The organism is Rhodococcus sp. MS16 (assembly GCF_013277795.1).
GTDB classification, from domain to species: domain Bacteria; phylum Actinomycetota; class Actinomycetes; order Mycobacteriales; family Mycobacteriaceae; genus Rhodococcus_F; species Rhodococcus_F globerula.
This window is the reverse complement of the sequence record NZ_VBTM01000022.1, coordinates 1-18,241: the sequence shown is the minus strand read 5'-3', so window position 1 is coordinate 18,241 and position 18,241 is coordinate 1. Positions and strand designations below refer to the sequence as shown.

Here is an 18,241-nt window from a genome sequence, read left to right as displayed (position 1 = left end):
CTGCCGGGGATCTTCGCTAGCTTCTGCTATCTACGGGACGTACCGAACCGCGCCCTTGTCAGCCGACGTTGCCAGCGCAGCGTAGGCGCGCAGGGCGGTGGTAACGGTGCGCTGACGGTCAACGGGGTGCCACGGACGCTCCGAGGCTTCCATCTTGGCGCGACGATCGGCGAGGACGTCGTCGTCGACCAGGATCTCGAGCGTGCGGGACGCGACGTCGATGCGAACCTGATCGCCGTTCTGCACCAGGCCGATAACTCCGCCGGCAGCAGCCTCGGGGGAGATGTGGCCGATGGACAGGCCGGACGTGCCACCGGAGAAGCGGCCGTCGGTGATCAACGCGCATTCCTTGCCGAGGCCTGCGCCCTTGAGGAAAGCGGTGGGGTGCAGCATTTCCTGCATGCCCGGTCCGCCCTTGGGTCCTTCGTAACGCACGACCAGGACGTCGCCGGCCTTGATCTTCTTCTGCAGGATCACCGAGACGGCTTCTTCCTGCGACTCGACGACCAGAGCCGGGCCCTGGAACGAGAACAGTTCCTCGTCGATACCGGCCGTCTTGAGGATTGCGCCGTCGACGGCGATGTTGCCGCGCAGGACGACCAGGCCGCCTTCCACGGTGTAGGCGTTCTCGACGTCGCGGATGCAGCCACCGGCAGCATCGGTGTCGAGGGCAGACCATCGGTTGTCCGTCGAGAACGGTTCGATGGTGCGCACGCCGCCGGGAGCAGCGTGGAACAGTTCGATCGCTTCGTCCGTTGCCTTGCCGGAGCGGATGTCCCAGTCGTCGAGCCACTGGTCGAAGCTCTTGGTGTGCACGGTCGAGACGTCGGTTTCGAGGAGTCCGCCGCGGCGAAGCTCACCGAGCAGCGCCGGGATTCCCCCGGCGCGGTGGACGTCTTCCATGTGGTAGTCCGAGTTGGGGGAGACCTTGGACAGGCACGGCACCTTGCGGCTGATCGCGTCGATGGTGTCGAGGTCGAAGTCGACCTCGCCTTCCTGTGCCGCTGCCAGTGTGTGCAGGACGGTGTTGGTGGAACCGCCCATGGCGACGTCGAGAGCCATCGCGTTGCGGAACGCTGCCGGGGTCGCGATGTTGCGCGGCAGAACCGACTCGTCGCCGTCGCGGTAGTACTTCAGGGCAGCCTCGACCACCGTGGTGCCCGCGCGAGAGAAGAGTGCGTGACGAGCCTTGTGGGTCGCCAGCGTGGAGCCGTTGCCCGGCAACGCGAGACCGAGGGCCTCGGTGAGGCAGTTCATGGAGTTGGCCGTGAACATGCCCGAGCAGGATCCACATGTCGGGCACGCACTGCGCTCGACCTCGTCGAGGCCTTCTTCCGACACGGCGTCGTTGGCGGAGGCGGAAATTGCGGTGATGAGGTCGGTGGGGGCCTGGGCCACGCCGCCGACAACCACTGCCTTACCGGCCTCCATCGGACCGCCGGACACGAAGACCGTCGGGATGTTCAGACGCATCGCGGCGTTGAGCATGCCGGGAGTGATCTTGTCGCAGTTGGAGATACACACCAATGCGTCGGCCGTGTGGGCGTTTGCCATGTACTCGACCGAGTCGGCGATGATCTCGCGGCTCGGGAGTGAGTAGAGCATTCCGCCGTGGCCCATGGCGATACCGTCGTCGACGGCGATGGTGTGGAACTCACGAGCGACGCCGCCGGCCTCACGAATGGCCTCGGCAACGATCTCGCCCACGTTCTTGAGATGCACGTGGCCGGGTACGAACTGGGTGTACGAGTTCGCTACGGCGACGATCGGCTTACCGAAGTCGGAATCCGTCATTCCTGTGGCGCGCCACAGGGATCGGGCTCCGGCAGCATTACGTCCGACGGTGGTGGTGCGTGACCTCAACGGGGGCATGGGCGTGTTCCTTATGTGATCGTTGCTGATCTACTTCTGCTGCGCGAACAACAGGGCTGTGTGCTTACGCGGCGAAAAGAATTGAAGCGAGGGCGATTCAACGCTACTCGCGTGCTACTTCTGTTCTGATTCGGGCTGGTCGTTCGACGGCTCGGATTCGGATTCGGGCTCAGGGGCGCTGCCGCTTGCGGACTGTTCGGCCCGTTCCGCTTCTTCGGCGTCGAAAGCATCTGCCGCTGCCGCGTAGGGATCGGTGATGCGACCACCGCTGGCGATCGCAATTTCGGGGAGCCGGACAAAGCTGACGGCTGGCAGTGTCACCTCTGTTCCGTCGGTGAGTTCGGCGCGGGCCCAGCTGCGCTTCGGGAAACGGAAGCCCTTGACCTCGTCCCAGCTCAGCGTGCGGCTGGAGAACATCGAACGAACCTCGAGGCCGTCGGGGCTGACGGTGGTGCGGACCCGGGCGACGAAGTAGACGGCGATGATCGGCAGGATCAGCAACCAGCTGAATGCTGCGGGCCAGCCGAAGATCGGGAAGCTGACCGCGAAGAGCAGGAAGGCGCACGCCATGTAGGCGAGCTGCGAAATGCGGATGACGTGCCGAAGTGGTTTCGGCGTGTGGGATGATTGAACCGGTGGCACGGGCTGCTGCGAAGTTGACACCTCTACATCTTCGCATTGCAGCCGATGTATCTCAGATTCTGGGACGGTTGACTCACCAAGTTTGCCGTTCGCGACTAGCGCCTCTACTGTCGAGTGCGTGAAACAGAATGAGTTGCTCGTAATCGACCGGCGCGTCGTCGCCTGAGTCGATAATTTTCAACTCACCAGATAACGACGCGCCACCCTCGCTCAGCAGATGCTGACGGGGGTTTTTTGTTGCCCGGAGCCAAATCAGAGGATTTCCCAGTGAGCGCACCAACAGCACGGCCTCAACCCACGCCGCGCAAGTCAGGGACACCGAGCCCGACTACCGCGGCTGCCGCATCGCAGACGGCTACCCGTCGCCAGCTCCCCCCGGAGCGGGTAACGGGCGCGCAGTCTGTCGTTCGCGCCCTCGAAGAGCTCGAGGTCGACACGGTATTCGGCATCCCCGGCGGTGCCGTGCTGCCTGTGTACGACCCGCTCTTCGATTCGGTCAAGGTCCGTCACGTACTTGTGCGCCACGAGCAGGGTGCCGGCCATGCCGCCACCGGTTACGCGCAGGCCACCGGCAAGGTCGGCGTCTGCATGGCCACTTCGGGTCCCGGTGCAACCAACCTGGTCACGCCGCTGGCCGATGCTCAGATGGACTCCGTTCCGATCGTGGCCATCACCGGACAGGTCGCGCGTTCGCTGATCGGTACCGACGGCTTCCAGGAAGCCGACATCTCCGGTATCACCATGCCGATCACGAAGCACAACTTCCTGATCACCGACGGTATCGACATCCCGCGCATCATGGCCGAGGCTTTCTACCTCGCATCGAGCGGTCGCCCCGGCGCGGTCCTGGTCGATATCCCCAAGGACATCCTCCAGGCTCAGACCACGTTCTCGTGGCCGCCGGAGATGCGCCTGCCCGGATACCGCCCGGTCACCAAGCCGCACGGCAAGCAGGTCCGCGAAGCTGCGCGCCTGATCGCCGACGCCAAGTCTCCAGTCCTCTACGTCGGTGGCGGCGTCATCAAGTCCGAATCCTCTGCCGAGCTGCTCGAACTCGCCGAGCTGACGGGCATTCCCGTGGTCACCACGCTGATGGCCCGCGGCGCGTTCCCGGACAGCCACGATCTCAACTGCGGCATGCCCGGAATGCACGGCACTGTTGCCGCAGTGGCAGCACTGCAGCGTAGCGACCTGCTGATCACACTCGGCGCCCGCTTCGACGACCGCGTTACCGGTCAGCTGAATTCCTTTGCTCCCGATGCCAAGGTCATCCACGCCGACATCGACCCGGCCGAGATCGGCAAGAACCGTTACGCCGACGTCCCGATCGTGGGCGACTGCAAAGAGGTCATCACCGAACTCATCGAGGCCATCCGTGCCGACATGGCCACGGGCACCACGTTCGAACTCACCGAATGGTGGGCGTACCTGAACGACATCCGTCGTACATACCCGCTGAGCTACGACCGTCCCACCGACGGTCAGCTGAGCCCCGAGTTCGTCATCTCGACCGTCGGCAAGCTCGCCGGACCGGACGCCATCTACTGCGCCGGCGTCGGCCAGCACCAGATGTGGGCAGCCCAGTTCGTCAGCTACGAGAAGCCGCGCACGTGGCTCAACTCGGGTGGACTCGGCACCATGGGCTACGCGGTTCCCGCTGCCATGGGCGCAAAGATGGGCATGCCGGACACCGAGGTGTGGGCCATCGACGGTGACGGCTGCTTCCAGATGACCAATCAGGAACTGGCCACCTGCGCGCTCGAGGGTATCCCGATCAAGGTCGCCCTCATCAACAACGGCAACCTCGGCATGGTTCGTCAGTGGCAGACACTCTTCTACGAAGAGCGCTACTCCAACACCAACCTGGGAACGCACGGCGCCATCCGCATCCCGGACTTCGTCAAGCTCGCAGAAGCCTTGGGCTGCCACGGAATTCGTGTCGAGCGCGAAGAGGACGTCGAAGCTGCGATCCGTGAGGCGCAGTCCATCAACGACAAGCCTGTCGTGATCGACTTCATCGTCACCGCCGACGCACAGGTGTGGCCGATGGTCGCCGCTGGAACCAGCAATGACGAGATCATGGCGGCCCGGGGTATCCGGCCGCTGTTCGACGACGACGAGGCAGTAGCTGAGCCCGCCGTCATCCATGAAGCCATGTCGCGCGAGCAAGCCGGACCCGCCGCGAGCACAGGGGAGGACCAGCAGTGAGCACCACCCACACCCTCAGCGTTCTCGTCGAGGACAAGCCAGGCGTGCTCGCTCGCGTCTCCGCCCTGTTCTCCCGCCGAGGATTCAACATCGAATCCCTCGCGGTGGGCGGCACCGAGATCCCCGAGATCTCTCGAATGACCATCGTCGTCACGGTCGACGAGTTCCCCCTCGAGCAGGTGACGAAGCAGCTCAACAAGCTGATCAACGTCATCAAGATCGTCGAGCAAGACGGTGATGCTTCCGTCGCTCGCGAGCTTGTGCTCATCAAGGTGCGCGCAGATGCAAGCGTGCGCACCCAGGTCATCGAAACGGTGAACCTGTTCCGCGCCAAGGTAATCGACGTCTCCCCGGAGTCCGTCACCATCGAGGCGACCGGTACCCGGTCCAAGCTGGATGCACTGCTGCGGATGCTTGATCCGTACGGTATCCGGGAGATCGTTCAGTCCGGGGTCGTGGCAGTCGGTCGAGGGCCGAAGTCGATCACGGCCACCCGCTAGTACTTTAGACACGTAATAATCCAAGGAGAGGTTGAGAACTGTGGCAGTCGAGATGTTCTACGACGACGATGCCGATCTGTCGATCATTCAGGGCCGCAAGGTTGCTGTGATCGGCTACGGAAGCCAGGGCCACGCCCATTCGCTGAGCCTGCGCGACTCGGGTGTCGAGGTCCGCATCGGCCTCAAGGAGGGCTCCAAGTCCCGCGACAAGGCTGAAGAAGCAGGCCTGACGGTCGGCACGCCGGCAGAGGTTTCCGAGTGGGCCGACGTCATCATGGTGCTCGCACCGGATACCGCCCAGGCAAGCATTTTCACCAATGACATCGAGCCCAACCTCAAGGACGGCGACGCGCTGTTCTTCGGTCACGGCCTGAACATTCACTTCGACCTGATCAAGGCTCCGGAGTTCGTCACCGTCGGCATGGTTGCGCCCAAGGGCCCCGGCCACCTGGTGCGTCGTCAGTTCGTCGACGGCAAGGGTGTTCCCGCGCTCATCGCCATCGACCAGGACCCCAAGGGTGAAGGCCAGGCTCTCGCTCTGTCCTACGCCAAGGGCATCGGCGGAACGCGTGCAGGCGTCATCAAGACCACGTTCAAGGAAGAGACCGAGACGGACCTCTTCGGCGAGCAGGCTGTGCTCTGCGGTGGCACCGAGGAACTGGTCAAGACCGGTTTCGAGGTCATGGTCGAGGCCGGCTACGCACCCGAGATGGCGTACTTCGAGGTTCTGCACGAGCTCAAGCTCATCGTCGACCTCATGTACGAAGGCGGCATCGCCCGCATGAACTACTCGGTGTCCGACACCGCTGAGTTCGGTGGCTACCTGTCCGGCCCGCGCGTCATCGACGCAGGCACCAAGGAGCGCATGAAGGCGATCCTGGCCGACATCCAGTCCGGCGAGTTCACGCGTCGTCTGGTTGCCAACGTCGAGAACGGCAACACCGAACTCGAAGGCCTCCGCAAGGCTAACGCCGAGCACCCCATCGAGGTCACCGGCAAGAAGCTGCGCGACCTGATGAGCTGGGTCGATCGTCCGATCACCGAAACGGCGTAATTAAGCTGTTTCAGCTTGTCTTCACTCCGGCCTGATGCCTGCTTCGGTCCAATTATCTTGGACCGGAGTGGCATTGGGCCGGAGGTCTTTGTCGGGCCAACTGAAGCCTGACGAAATTCTCATTGAGAATTCGCCCGCAAAAGTGTCCACTATGTGGTATTGCCTACCGAGTTGTGGACGCCGAGACGGCGCGCACTAAACTACTGGGGGTTAAACCACCCCCACACCCACCTAATCAGGGAGTTTGCACGTGAGCCAGCCTGGCCGCCCCGTTGTTCTGATCGCAGACAAGCTCGCGCCGTCCACAGTCGAGGCACTCGGCGACGGTGTGGAGGTGCGGTGGGTCGACGGACCCGACCGCGCTGCCCTGCTCGCAGCTGTGCCCGATGCCGACGCGATTCTTGTTCGCTCCGCCACCACCGTCGACGCCGAGGTTCTGGCCGCAGGCACCAAGCTGAAGATCATCGGCCGCGCCGGTGTCGGCCTGGACAATGTCGAGATCCCCGCAGCCACCGAGCGCGGCGTGATGGTCGTCAATGCACCGACCTCCAACATCCACTCGGCAGCCGAGCACGCAGTTGCTCTGCTCATGTCGACGGCTCGCCAGATCCCCGCCGCAGACAAGACCCTGCGCGAAAGCACCTGGAAGCGCAGCAAGTTCAACGGCGTCGAGATCCTCGGCAAGACCGTCGGCGTTGTCGGCCTCGGCCGCATCGGCCAGCTGTTCGCACAGCGTCTCGCCGCGTTCGAAACCACCATCATCGCGTACGACCCCTACTTGCCCGCAGCTCGCGCAGCGCAGCTCGGCATCGAACTGGTCACCATCGACGAGCTCGTCGAGCGTGCGGACTTCATCTCCGTTCACCTCCCCAAGACCAAGGAAACGGCCGGCCTGATCAACGCCGAGCGTCTCTCCCGCGCCAAGGACGGCGTCATCATCGTCAACGCCGCTCGCGGTGGACTGATCGACGAAGATGCGCTGTACGACGCTCTGGTCTCCGGCAAGGTTCGCGGCGCCGGTCTCGATGTGTTCAACACCGAGCCTTGCACCGACTCCAAGCTCTTCGGCCTCGAGAACGTCGTCGTCACCCCGCACCTCGGTGCTTCGACGTCCGAAGCTCAGGACCGTGCAGGCATTGACGTCGCCAAGAGCGTTCTCCTGGCTCTGGCCGGCGACTTCGTCCCCGAGGCAGTCAACGTCTCCGGTGGCCCGGTCGGCGAAGAAGTTGCTCCGTGGCTCGAGCTCGTCCGCAAGCTCGGTCTCCTTGCTGCGACGCTGTCTCCCGAAGCTGTTCAGACGGTCCAGGTTGTCGCCTCCGGCGAGCTGTCCGCTGAAACCGTCGACATCCTCGGCCTCGCTGCTCTGCGCGGCGTGTTCTCCGCAAGCAGCGACGAGGCTGTCACGTTCGTCAACGCTCCGGCACTCGCCGAGCAGCGCGGCGTCACCGTGTCCGTCGAAAAGCACTCCGAGGCACTCGCTCACCGCAGCGCAGTCGAGGTTCGTGCAGTTGCCGCCGACGGCACCGTCACCTCCGTCACGGGCGCACTCACCGGCCTGCAGCAGGTCGAGAAGATCGTCAGCATCAACGGCCGCAGCTTCGACCTGCGCGCCGAGGGTCACAACATCGTTGTCCACTACGGCGATCGCCCGGGTGTTCTCGGTGTGCTCGGTACCGTCCTCGGTAACTCCGGCATCGACATCCTCGCCGCAGCACTGAGCCAGGACGCCGAAGGCGAAGGCGCAACGGCGATCCTGCGCGTCGACAAGGTTGTCTCCGACGCCGATGTCGAGGCAATCGTCTCGCAGCTCGACGCCCGCGTTGCCCAGGTCGACCTTTCCTGATTGTTTTCACTGTGCGCCTTTGTCAACCCTTGCGGTTGATGAAGGCGCACAGTTCTACCGAATGAGGATTCAATGAAGCTTGCGGTCATTCCCGGTGACGGAATCGGTGTCGAGGTCACAGCTGAAGCACTCAAGGTGCTCGGCAAGTTGGTCCCCGATCTGGAAACCACCGAATACGATCTCGGTGCCCGTCGCTACAACGCCACCGGTGAACTGCTGCCTGCAGACGAGCTGGACCAGATCCGTCAGCACGACGCAATCCTGTTGGGCGCCATCGGCGATCCGCGGATCGTTGCGCCGGGCATCCTCGAGCGCGGTTTGCTGCTGAACATGCGTTTCCAGCTCGATCATCACGTCAACCTCCGTCCGGCGCAGCTGTACCCGGGTGCCACGTCGCCGCTCGCGGCGCAGCCCGAGATCGACTTCGTCGTGGTTCGTGAAGGCACCGAGGGCCCGTACACCGGTAACGGCGGCGCCATCCGCGTCGGCACCGATCACGAGATCGCGACCGAGGTGTCGATCAACACCTGGTTCGGCGCCGAGCGTGTTGTTCGTTACGCATTTGCGTTGGCGCAGACGCGTTCCAAGCACCTCACGCTGATCCACAAGACCAACGTGCTTTCCAACGCGGGAGCGATCTGGACGCGTGCGATCGAGACCGTCGGAGCGGAGTTCCCGGACGTCGAGACGGCGTACTGCCACATCGACGCTGCCACCATCTACATGGTGACCGACCCGTCGCGCTTCGACGTCATCGTGACGGACAACCTGTTCGGTGACATCATCACCGACCTGGCCGGCGCGGTGACCGGCGGAATCGGTTTGGCCGCAAGCGGAAACATCGATGCGTCCGGTACCAACCCGTCGATGTTCGAGCCCGTTCACGGCAGTGCCCCGGACATCGCCGGCAAGGGAATCGCAGATCCCACCGCCGCGATCCTCTCTGCCGCACTGCTTCTTCGCCATCTCGGACGCGAGGACGACGCCGCTCGCGTCGAGGCTGTGGTCGCTGCTGACCTGGCTACCCGCGGCGACGGCCCGATCTCCACCACCGAGATCGGCGACCGCATTACTGCAGCACTGTAAGCACCGCCGCTCTGTAAGATTCGTCTCACGGCTCTGACGCGCGTAAGCCTTACGGCTTGCGCGCGTCAGTCGTTTCCGGCATCCCGATAGACTTGCCAACATGCGTCTTGGTCGAATTGCCAGTCCCGATGGTGTTGCGTTTGTCAGTATCGAAGGTGAAGAGGATGCCCTCGTCGCCAAGGAAATTGCCGAGCACCCGTTCGGGAACCCCACCTTTACCGGCCGTAGTTGGCCACTAGCCGATGTGCGCCTGTTGGCGCCGATCCTTGCCAGCAAGGTGATCTGCATCGGCAAGAACTATGCGGATCATGTTGCCGAGATGGGCGGCGAGGCGCCGGCAGATCCGGTGATCTTCCTCAAGCCCAACACATCCATCGTCGGCCCCGGTGCGCCGATCGTGTTGCCGCCCAGTTCAACCGAAGTGCATTTCGAGGGTGAACTCGCGATCGTCATCGGGCAGCCGTGCAAGGACGTTCCGGCCGCAAAGGCCCTGAGTGTTGTTCTCGGATACACCGTTGCCAATGACGTGTCTGCGCGCGATCACCAGCGCCACGACGGTCAGTGGACCCGAGCAAAGGGTCATGACACGTTCTGCCCGCTCGGTCCGTGGATCGAAACGGCTTTGGATCCGTCGGACGTCGACATCAAGACCGAGGTCAACGGCGCAGTCAAGCAGGACAGCAGCACTGCTTTCCTTCTGCACGACATTCCGAAGATCATCGAGTGGATTTCGGCTGTCATGACTCTGCTCCCGGGCGACGTCATCCTCACGGGCACCCCGGCCGGGGTCGGTCCGATCGTTGACGGCGATTCCGTCTCGGTCACGGTGTCCGGGATCGGCACGCTCACCAACCCGGTGATCGCAAAACGCTGACCATCACGTTCGATCAGGGGCCTCATCCGTACGGGTGAGGCCCCTTTTCGATTTCTTGTCGGTTTGATAACTGTCTGTCCCGCCTTGCAGAAGAGTGAAATAGTTATGAGGTAGTTATCATCACAATTGCGTCCAATCAGCGTTACGGACGCGCAATGAGAAGTTCCTGAATGCGTATTTTTACCTGCATGTTTATCGCCAGAATAGGAACAAATACGACTAAAAGGGCAAATCGTATAGATGATAACCCTGGGTTTGCCAATGTAACGTTCATCCGTATTCTGGTCGATAACTGGTGTGATGCCAGTGGGGTATTAATGAGATTTCGGAAAATGGAGGCTGTGGCACATGGGCGCCTTTACTGCGTACCGGCGCACTCGGTCGATCGGGCCGAGTGAGTCCGCAGCACCGAAGTGGCGCGACAAGAAGCGATATCTGTGGCCGCTAGGTCTACTGGTACCGCTCAGTCCGTTCGCGGCATGGTTCCTGGTAGAGAAGCTGACGCTGGGTCTGTTCTGGGCTGTCGGGGCCTGGTTGATCGTGATTGTGATTCCGCTTGTCGATCTGCTTGCCGGTGAGGACGGGAACAGTCCGCCGGACGAGAAGATTCCGGAGTTGCAGGCCGATCGTTACTACCGCTGGTGCACGTACCTGTTTCTGCCGTTGCAATACATCGGCCTCGTGTTTGCGTGCTGGTGCTGGGTGAATTCGCCGATGGCGTCGGGGGAGAAGTTCGCGCTCGCGATGACCGTCGGAGTCGTTGCCGGCGTTGGTATCAACGCGGCGCACGAAATGGGCCACAAGAGTGAGAAGCTCGAAAAGTGGTTGGCCAAAATCGCACTGGCGCAGTCTTTCTACGGCCACTTTTTTGTCGAACACAATCACGGTCACCACGTGCGGGTGGCAACACCCGAAGATCCCGCAAGTTCGCGGTACCGCGAGAATTTCTGGTTCTTCTTGCCGCGGAGCGTTATCGGGGGGCTGCGCTCCGGGTGGCAGATCGAGCGCGCTCGCCTCGAACGTGCGGGAGTGAGCACCTGGAGTTACAAGAACAACATCCTCAATGGATGGGCGATGAGTGTGGTGTTGTTCGGCTCGCTCATCGCGGTATTCGGCTGGGAGATCGCGCCGTGGCTCGTTGTGCAGGCCATTGCCGGATTCACCTTCCTGGAAACAGCGAACTACCTCGAGCATTACGGGTTGCTCCGTGCCAAGCGTGACGACGGTACCTACGTTCGCTGCTCACCGGAGGACAGTTGGAACAGCGACCATGTCGTGAGCAATTTGTTCCTCTATCAATTGCAGCGTCACAGTGATCATCACGCCAATCCGCGTTTGCGCTACCAGAGCCTTCGCAGCGCCGCCGACGCACCGCAGTTGCCGGCGGGATACGCGGTCATGATCGTCTGTGCGTGGGTCCCGCCGTTGTGGCGCTCGATCATGGACAAGCGACTTCTTGCGTATTACGACGGCGACATGAGCCGGATAAACGTGCTCCCCGGGCGCTGACGGTTGGCGCGCTCACCACTTTCAGGGAAAACGAAGAGTCGGCGGGACTAATCTGTAGTACGACCATCCATCATCGCCGAGCCAAGTGAGCCATGACCAACAGCGAAGTACGCGTCCGTTTCTGTCCGTCACCCACCGGAACCCCGCACGTGGGTTTGGTGCGCACCGCCCTTTTCAACTGGGCGTTCGCACGACATCACGGTGGAACCTTCGTGTTCCGCATCGAAGACACCGATGCTCAACGGGACAGCGAAGAGTCTTATCAGGCGATCCTCGACGCCCTGCGCTGGCTGGGTCTGACATGGGATGAGGGCCCCGAGGTCGGTGGGCCGCATGCGCCGTACCGCCAGTCCGAGCGTCGTGATCTGCATCTCGACGTCGTCGCAAAGTTGCTTGCGGCGGGCGAGGCTTACGAGTCGTACTCGACCAACGAAGAGGTGGAAGCGCGGCACAAGGCAGCCGGACGCGATCCGAAGCTCGGCTACGACAATTTCGATCGGGATCTCACCGACGAGCAGCGCGCGGCGTACATCGCAGACGGACGTAAGCCGGTAGTTCGCCTTCGGATGCCTGATCACGACCTGACGTGGAACGACCTCGTTCGCGGCGAGACCACGTTCAAGGCCGGAACGGTGCCGGACTTCGCGTTGACGCGCGGCAACGGCATTCCTCTCTACACGTTGGTCAATCCCGTCGACGATGCGTTGATGAAGATCACGCACGTTCTGCGCGGTGAGGACCTCCTCTCGTCCACTCCGAGGCAGTTGGCTCTGTACGAGGCGATGATCCGGATCGGTGTTGCGGATTTCACGCCGTCCTTCGGTCACCTTCCCTTCGTGATGGGTCAGGGCAACAAGAAGCTCTCCAAGCGTGACCCCGAGTCCAACCTGTTCATTCACCGTGACCGCGGGTTCATCCCCGAGGGACTGTTGAACTACTTGGCTCTGCTCGGCTGGAGTATCGCGGACGACCACGACGTGTTCTCGCTCGACGAGATGGTTGCGGCGTTCGACATCTCCAAGGTCAATTCCAATCCGGCACGGTTCGACCAGAAGAAGGCCGACGCGATCAACGCCGAGCACATTCGCTTGCTCGAGCCGGCCGACTTCGCGGCCCGCCTGAAGTCGTTCCTGGTCGAGCACGGCCACATCAGTGCCGACGTGGACGAAGCGACGTTCACTGTTGCGGCGGACCTCGTGCAGACCCGCATCGTCGTTCTGTCCGACGCGTGGGATCTGCTGAAGTTCCTGTTCGTCGACGAGGCGTCGTTTGCTCTCGATCCTGCTGCTGCGGCCAAGAACCTGAAGGAAGATGCGGGTCCGGTACTGGACGCGTCTCTTGCTGCACTCGACGCCGTCTCGGAGTGGACGGCGGCAAGTATCGAGGAAGCCCTCAAGAAGGCGCTCATCGAGGATCTGGAGCTCAAGCCGCGTAAGGCCTTCGCTCCGGTCCGGGTGGCGATTACGGGCTCTCACATCAGCCCTCCGCTGTACGAGTCGATGGAATTGCTCGGTCGCGACGTCTCTCTTGCCCGGTTGCGTGCCGGTAGGGCAGCAGTAAGCGCCTAAATAGGATTGTCTCCGGCCGGAAATGAAGTAAAAACGTCCCGTGACCATACGATTTGGTATTTGGGGCGGGGGTACTGGTAATCTTCTTTTCGGCCGGAGACGAGCCGCCAAGCATTACAGCGAAGCGGAGCGAGCAAGGCCAAGCAAGACCTTTGGGGTATGGTGTAATTGGCAACACAGCGGTTTCTGGTACCGCCATTCTAGGTTCGAGTCCTGGTACCCCAGCGAAAATCCGGTCGATTTTGCAGCCGGACTCAGACAAGCTAAGCTTGCTGAGCTTCCAGAGAACAGCCCGAAAGGGAAGTTCTTGAAGTGCGAAAAAATAGAACATGCTTAAAGCGTGTCCTGGCCCCGTCGTCTAGCGGCCTAGGACGCCGCCCTCTCAAGGCGGTAGCGCGGGTTCGAATCCCGTCGGGGCTACAAAAGAAAGACCCTTCGATCATCTGATCGGAGGGTCTTTCTTGTTATGCGCTCAATCAGTGAACAGTGGCGCCACAAAACAATCACCCCAGTCGAAATCGACTGGGGTGATTGTCATCTCATCTTCGGGATGGCCGCGTGCCTATCCGCTCTTGCGACGGAATTCGCGTTTGTGATCAGCGGAACCATGCGTGCTGTGGACCTTCGACTGACCGTCGCGATGATCGGCTGCAGTGGCGTTGCTGTGGTTCTTGCGCTCGAGTGCTTCGCGGAACTTGCGCTTGTTGGCCTCCGCCGGTGTTTCCGATTCAGACGTCGTTTCGGATTCCGGATTGGTACTGTCCTGCTCGCTCATCTGTGTGCTCCTTGGATTTTGGGCCTGTGGTCAAGCTACGCCTTCAGGAGCGGGAGCTGTAGACCCGGACAACGGCATCGCCGGCATTCCGAGTTTGCGGTGGTCCCAGGACCGTGTGCGCTCGGGGATGAAGCGTACCGCGACGCGTTTGTGGAGCATGGCGTCGACTGCTGGTCGTAGATCGTCGGAGTAAGGCCCGGTGTACCGCTCCCAGACGCTGATGCCGACCGCGAACAAGGCGTCGGGGTCGTCGACTATTTCTCCGACGCCCTCCATCGAGACGCCGCGGAGAGTGTCGTACGTGAGACCGTCCTCGATCAAGACCGACATCCGCGAGTCGCGTCGTAGGTTAACGGCTTTCTGGGATTTGGCCTTGGTCTCGAACCAGATCTCGCCGTCCACGATCGCAAACCACATCGCGATGAGGTGCGGCATGCCGTCGCCGCTCAGCGTGGCCATCGTTGCAGTACGGCTCTTTTCGACGAAGTCCGAGATTTCGGACTCCGTCATCGTGATCTGGCTGCGTTGTTTTCCGGTCATGACGGCAGTGATCTCCTCGGCTGCGGGTACTCCTGAAGTTCTTACTGTGGCACGGATTACATGATTACGTGTTCGATTACAGGCGCTTGTGCAGCGCTTCTGCCGCCGCGAGAAGGTCGGCTGCCCACCGTGCGCCGGGGCGCCTACCCATCCGGTCGATCGGTCCGGATACCGAAATCGCCGCCACGACAGTGCCGGAGCTGTCCCGTACCGGTGCCGCCACACTGGCAACTCCTGGCTCGCGCTCGGCCGCACTCTGGGCCCAGCCCCGCCGGCGAACTTCGAGAAGGACGCGCTCTCCGAAGGTCGCGTCGGCCAGAACCGCGCGCTGAGTCTGCGGATCTGCCCATGCGAGAAGGACCTTGGCACCCGAGCCGGCATTCATCGGCAGGCGCGCGCCGACCAGGACGGTGTCACGCAAGCCGGTCGGCGGTTCCATCGATGCGACGCAGACGCGTGCCGTACCTTCGCGTCGGTACAGCTGCACGCTCTCTCCGGTGATCTCACGCAAGCGGGGGAGGATGAGCCCCGCCGCGGCGATCAGAGGATCATTGGCAGTGGCAGCCAATTCGGCGAGGCCGGGGCCGGGACACCACAGGCCGTCGGAGTCGCGGGCGAGAAGTCGATGGACCTCGAGGCCGACGGCAAGGCGGTGTGCGGTGGCCCTTGGCAGGCCTGTGCGCGCACAGAGTTCGGAGAGGCTGCACGGTTCCTCGGCTACTGCATGGAGCACGCCCATTGCTTTGTCCAGCACGCCGATGCCGCTATGCTGTCTCATAGGTCGATACCAAGTTCTCGCATAGTGGGATAGTAGCGCATGATCTTCGACAGGTCAGCAGCATCCACTTTCGAGAATTTGATGCGCAGCATGAGAACTGTTGGGCTGTCGGACTTACATTTCACGCGCGGCGGGCCAGCCCGTAGTTCGCCGACGCGAGGCTACGTACAGAGGTGGAAGACATGGCACAGAAAGCACGCACTCTCGCCGAGAAGGTGTGGGACGACCACGTTGTAGTGAAAGGCGAGGGACAGAATCCCGACCTGATCTACATCGATCTCCACCTCGTCCACGAAGTGACAAGCCCGCAGGCATTCGACGGATTGCGGTTGGCCGGACGGAAGTTGCGCCGTCCCGATCTGACGATCGCCACCGAGGATCACAACGTCCCGACGATCGACATCGACAAGCCGATCGCCGATCCTGTCTCCAAGACACAGGTCGACACTCTGCGCCGAAATTGTGAAGAGTTCGGAGTTCGCTTGCACCGCATGGGCGATCTGGATCAGGGCATCGTGCATGTGGTCGGCCCACAGCTCGGACTGACTCAGCCGGGAACCACCGTCGTGTGCGGCGATTCGCACACCTCGACCCACGGCGCTTTCGGCGCTCTCGCAATGGGAATCGGCACCAGCGAGGTCGAGCATGTGATGGCAACGCAGACATTGTCGTTGCGCCCCTTCAAGACGATGGCGATCACCGTCGACGGTGAATTGCCGCCTGGCGTCACGAGTAAGGATCTGATTCTTGCTGTCATCGCCAAGATCGGCACCGGCGGTGGCCAAGGATATGTCCTCGAGTACCGCGGCGAGGCGATCCGGAAACTGTCGATGGAAGCGCGTATGACCATCTGCAACATGTCGATCGAGGCCGGTGCCCGTGCCGGCATGATCGCCCCGGACGAGATCACGTACGAGTTCATCAAGGGACGTCCGCACGCGCCGACCGGCGCGGACTGGGATGCAGCAGTGGCTGCTTGGGAACTGCTGAAGACCGACGACGGAGCGGAATTCGACAACGAAGTCCACATCGACGCCAGTGCTCTGACGCCTTTTGTCACGTGGGGAACCAACCCGGGACAGGGTGCGCCGCTCGGTGACCGTGTTCCGAATCCGGAAGAAATCGTCGAAGAGAACGAACGTCAGGCAGCCGAGAAGGCGCTCACCTACATGGGACTCGACGCCGGAATGCCGCTGCGTGAGGTCTCGGTCGACACCGTGTTCGTCGGTTCCTGCACCAACGGTCGAATCGAAGATCTGCGTGAGGTCGCCGGCGTTCTCGAGGGTCGCCATGTCGCAGAAGGTGTTCGGATGCTGATCGTTCCCGGTTCGATGCGGGTGCGCGCGCAGGCCGAAAATGAAGGCCTTGGCGACATCTTTGTTGCCGCAGGAGCAGAGTGGCGCCAGGCCGGCTGCTCGATGTGCCTGGGTATGAACCCGGATCAGTTGGCGCCGGGCGAGCGTTCGGCTTCGACGTCGAACCGGAATTTCGAAGGCCGTCAAGGCAAAGGCGGGCGGACACATCTGGTTTCTCCGCTCGTCGCTGCCGCCACCGCCGTCCGTGGAACGTTGTCGGCACCGTCCGATCTGGTCTGACGTACCTAACACTCGAGGAGAATTTTGATGGAATCCTTTAGCACGCACAAGGGAATCGGCGTACCGCTGCGGCGCTCGAACGTCGACACCGACCAGATCATTCCGGCTGTTTATCTGAAACGCGTGACGCGCACCGGGTTCGAGGACGGATTGTTCGCCGGCTGGCGCACCGATCCGAACTTCATCCTCAATCACGCGCCGTACGACAAGGGCAGTGTCCTGGTTGCCGGTCCGGATTTCGGAACAGGTTCGTCGCGAGAGCATGCCGTTTGGGCGCTATCCGACTTCGGTTTTCGCGTTGTGATCGCGTCGCGCTTCGCAGATATCTTCCGCGGCAACGCCGGAAAAGCGGGCCTGCTGGCCGCGCAGGTGGAGCAGAGCGACGTCGAACTGCTGTGGAAATTGCTCGAAGAACAGCCCGGACTGGAATTGACCGTCGACCTCGAGAACCGGACAGTGAGTGCCGGAACAACGGTGGTGCCCTTCAGTATTGACGACTACACAAGGTGGCGTCTGCTCGAGGGTCTCGACGACATCGGACTGACATTGCGCCAGGTAGAGGCGATTTCCGAGTTCGAAAAGTCAAGGCCGTCATGGAAACCGACTACCCTCCCGGCCCAAATTTCCCAGGGCTGAACGGAAGTCAGGGATAGCGGGCAAGAAGAGAAATAGGTCACGATTTCGGGGCTACGTTGATTGAGAATTGGCGTGGCACATAGACTCTTGCCGTTATCAGGTTTACCGTAGTTCTCAGTCGGTCCTACGGTGGACCATTATTTGCGGAGGAATTTCAATGAACAAGGCAGAGCTCATCGATGTTCTGACTGAGAAGCTGGGTTCGGACAGGCGCACAGCAACCGATGCAGTGGAGCACGTCGTGGACACCATCGTCCGCGCCGTCCACCGTGGCGAGAGCGTGACCATCACCGGCTTCGGTGTCTTCGAGCAGCGTCGTCGTGCGGCACGTGTCGCACGTAACCCGCGTACGGGCGAGACCGTCAAGGTCAAGCCGACGTCGGTTCCGGCTTTCCGTCCGGGCGCACAGTTCAAGGCGGTTATCGCTGGCGGCCAGAAGCTTCCGGCCAGCGGCCCGGCAGTCAAGCGCGGCGTAGCAGCACCGGCCACCAAGGCAGCAGCCAAGAAGGCAGCAGCTAAGAAGGCAGCAGCCAAGAAGACGGCAGCCAAGAAGGCTCCGGCAAAGACGGCAGCCAAGAAGACGGTTGCCGCTAAGGCTCCCGCCAAGAAGGCTCCGGCCGCCAAGAAGGCTCCGGCCAAGAAGGCTCCGGCCAAGCGCGCTTCCAAGTAGTCGCGCTCGGGCGAAAAGCCTGACGCTGGAAAGCAAGCAGTAAAAGCAAGAGGCGCGGCCCGCGATCGTCATCGCGGGCCGCGCCTCTTGC

General features: G+C 62.1%; 15 protein-coding genes, 2 tRNA genes and 1 pseudogene. 13 read left to right on the top strand and 5 right to left on the bottom strand.

The annotated features are described in order from the left end of the window. Window positions 1-30 precede the first annotated feature (30 nt). Window positions 31-1,872, bottom strand: a complete 1,842-nt coding sequence (gene ilvD / locus FEZ60_RS30425) for a dihydroxy-acid dehydratase (RefSeq protein WP_045067162.1) — start codon at window positions 1,870-1,872, stop codon at window positions 31-33. Window positions 1,873-1,986: 114 nt separating this feature from the next. Continuing rightward, window positions 1,987-2,514: a PH domain-containing protein gene (locus FEZ60_RS30420; RefSeq protein ID WP_045067163.1), complete on the bottom strand. Its 528-nt coding sequence runs from the start codon at window positions 2,512-2,514 to the stop codon at window positions 1,987-1,989. Window positions 2,515-2,781: 267 nt separating this feature from the next. On the opposite strand from FEZ60_RS30420, the gene FEZ60_RS30415 reads away from it, so the two are divergent. From FEZ60_RS30415 to FEZ60_RS30370, 10 genes are all read left to right on the top strand, one after another. Further along, complete coding sequence (locus FEZ60_RS30415) at window positions 2,782-4,722, top strand: acetolactate synthase large subunit (RefSeq protein ID WP_172937774.1); 1,941 nt, start codon at window positions 2,782-2,784, stop codon at window positions 4,720-4,722. Next, entirely contained in the window at window positions 4,719-5,222 is a 504-nt protein-coding gene (ilvN, locus tag FEZ60_RS30410) for an acetolactate synthase small subunit (protein ID WP_033236588.1), read from the top strand. Before FEZ60_RS30415 ends, ilvN begins: the two co-directional genes overlap by 4 nt. A gap of 52 nt (window positions 5,223-5,274) precedes the next feature. Next, the gene (ilvC, locus tag FEZ60_RS30405; protein ID WP_172937779.1) at window positions 5,275-6,276 is read left to right on the top strand and encodes a ketol-acid reductoisomerase; all 1,002 of its coding nucleotides are present in this window, start codon (window positions 5,275-5,277) and stop codon (window positions 6,274-6,276) included. Window positions 6,277-6,526: 250 nt separating this feature from the next. Further along, window positions 6,527-8,119: a phosphoglycerate dehydrogenase gene (serA, locus tag FEZ60_RS30400; RefSeq protein WP_033236586.1), complete on the top strand. Its 1,593-nt coding sequence runs from the start codon at window positions 6,527-6,529 to the stop codon at window positions 8,117-8,119. Between the two features lie 72 nt (window positions 8,120-8,191). Beyond that, window positions 8,192-9,205 carry a 3-isopropylmalate dehydrogenase gene (locus FEZ60_RS30395; RefSeq protein WP_033236585.1) on the top strand — a complete coding sequence of 338 codons (1,014 nt, stop codon included), beginning with the start codon at window positions 8,192-8,194 and terminating at the stop codon, window positions 9,203-9,205. A gap of 100 nt (window positions 9,206-9,305) precedes the next feature. Next, window positions 9,306-10,079, top strand: coding sequence for a fumarylacetoacetate hydrolase family protein (locus tag FEZ60_RS30390; protein WP_033236584.1), 774 nt, complete (start codon window positions 9,306-9,308; stop codon window positions 10,077-10,079). Window positions 10,080-10,427: 348 nt separating this feature from the next. Then, window positions 10,428-11,588, top strand: coding sequence for an alkane 1-monooxygenase (locus FEZ60_RS30385; RefSeq protein ID WP_045067164.1), 1,161 nt, complete (start codon window positions 10,428-10,430; stop codon window positions 11,586-11,588). A gap of 92 nt (window positions 11,589-11,680) precedes the next feature. Continuing rightward, on the top strand, window positions 11,681-13,156 hold the full coding sequence (gene gltX / locus FEZ60_RS30380; protein WP_033236583.1) for a glutamate--tRNA ligase: 1,476 nt from the start codon (window positions 11,681-11,683) through the stop codon (window positions 13,154-13,156). A gap of 153 nt (window positions 13,157-13,309) precedes the next feature. After that, window positions 13,310-13,381: transfer RNA gene (locus tag FEZ60_RS30375), tRNA-Gln, on the top strand. A 122-nt stretch (window positions 13,382-13,503) separates the two neighbouring features. Further along, a tRNA-Glu gene (locus FEZ60_RS30370) sits at window positions 13,504-13,576 on the top strand. Window positions 13,577-13,718: 142 nt separating this feature from the next. Here FEZ60_RS30370 and FEZ60_RS30365 read toward each other — a convergent pair. The 3 genes from FEZ60_RS30365 to FEZ60_RS30355 form a co-directional block, all read right to left on the bottom strand. Next, a complete protein-coding gene (locus FEZ60_RS30365) occupies window positions 13,719-13,931 on the bottom strand; it encodes a DUF5302 domain-containing protein (RefSeq protein WP_033236582.1) in 213 nt (70 codons plus the stop codon). 30 nt (window positions 13,932-13,961) lie between these two features. Then, window positions 13,962-14,471 carry a PPOX class F420-dependent oxidoreductase gene (locus FEZ60_RS30360; RefSeq protein ID WP_033236581.1) on the bottom strand — a complete coding sequence of 170 codons (510 nt, stop codon included), beginning with the start codon at window positions 14,469-14,471 and terminating at the stop codon, window positions 13,962-13,964. Between the two features lie 76 nt (window positions 14,472-14,547). After that, window positions 14,548-15,249: an IclR family transcriptional regulator gene (locus tag FEZ60_RS30355; RefSeq protein WP_033236580.1), complete on the bottom strand. Its 702-nt coding sequence runs from the start codon at window positions 15,247-15,249 to the stop codon at window positions 14,548-14,550. A gap of 182 nt (window positions 15,250-15,431) precedes the next feature. Between FEZ60_RS30355 and leuC the strand changes: the two genes are divergently transcribed. The 3 genes and pseudogenes from leuC to FEZ60_RS30340 all read left to right on the top strand — a co-directional run. Beyond that, window positions 15,432-16,844: a 3-isopropylmalate dehydratase large subunit gene (leuC, locus tag FEZ60_RS30350; protein ID WP_172937773.1), complete on the top strand. Its 1,413-nt coding sequence runs from the start codon at window positions 15,432-15,434 to the stop codon at window positions 16,842-16,844. Between the two features lie 27 nt (window positions 16,845-16,871). After that, window positions 16,872-17,480 carry a 3-isopropylmalate dehydratase small subunit gene (gene leuD, locus FEZ60_RS30345; RefSeq protein ID WP_033236578.1) on the top strand — a complete coding sequence of 203 codons (609 nt, stop codon included), beginning with the start codon at window positions 16,872-16,874 and terminating at the stop codon, window positions 17,478-17,480. Window positions 17,481-17,637: 157 nt separating this feature from the next. Beyond that, window positions 17,638-18,147: pseudogene (locus FEZ60_RS30340) on the top strand (HU family DNA-binding protein); the annotation flags it as partial. Window positions 18,148-18,241 lie beyond the last annotated feature (94 nt).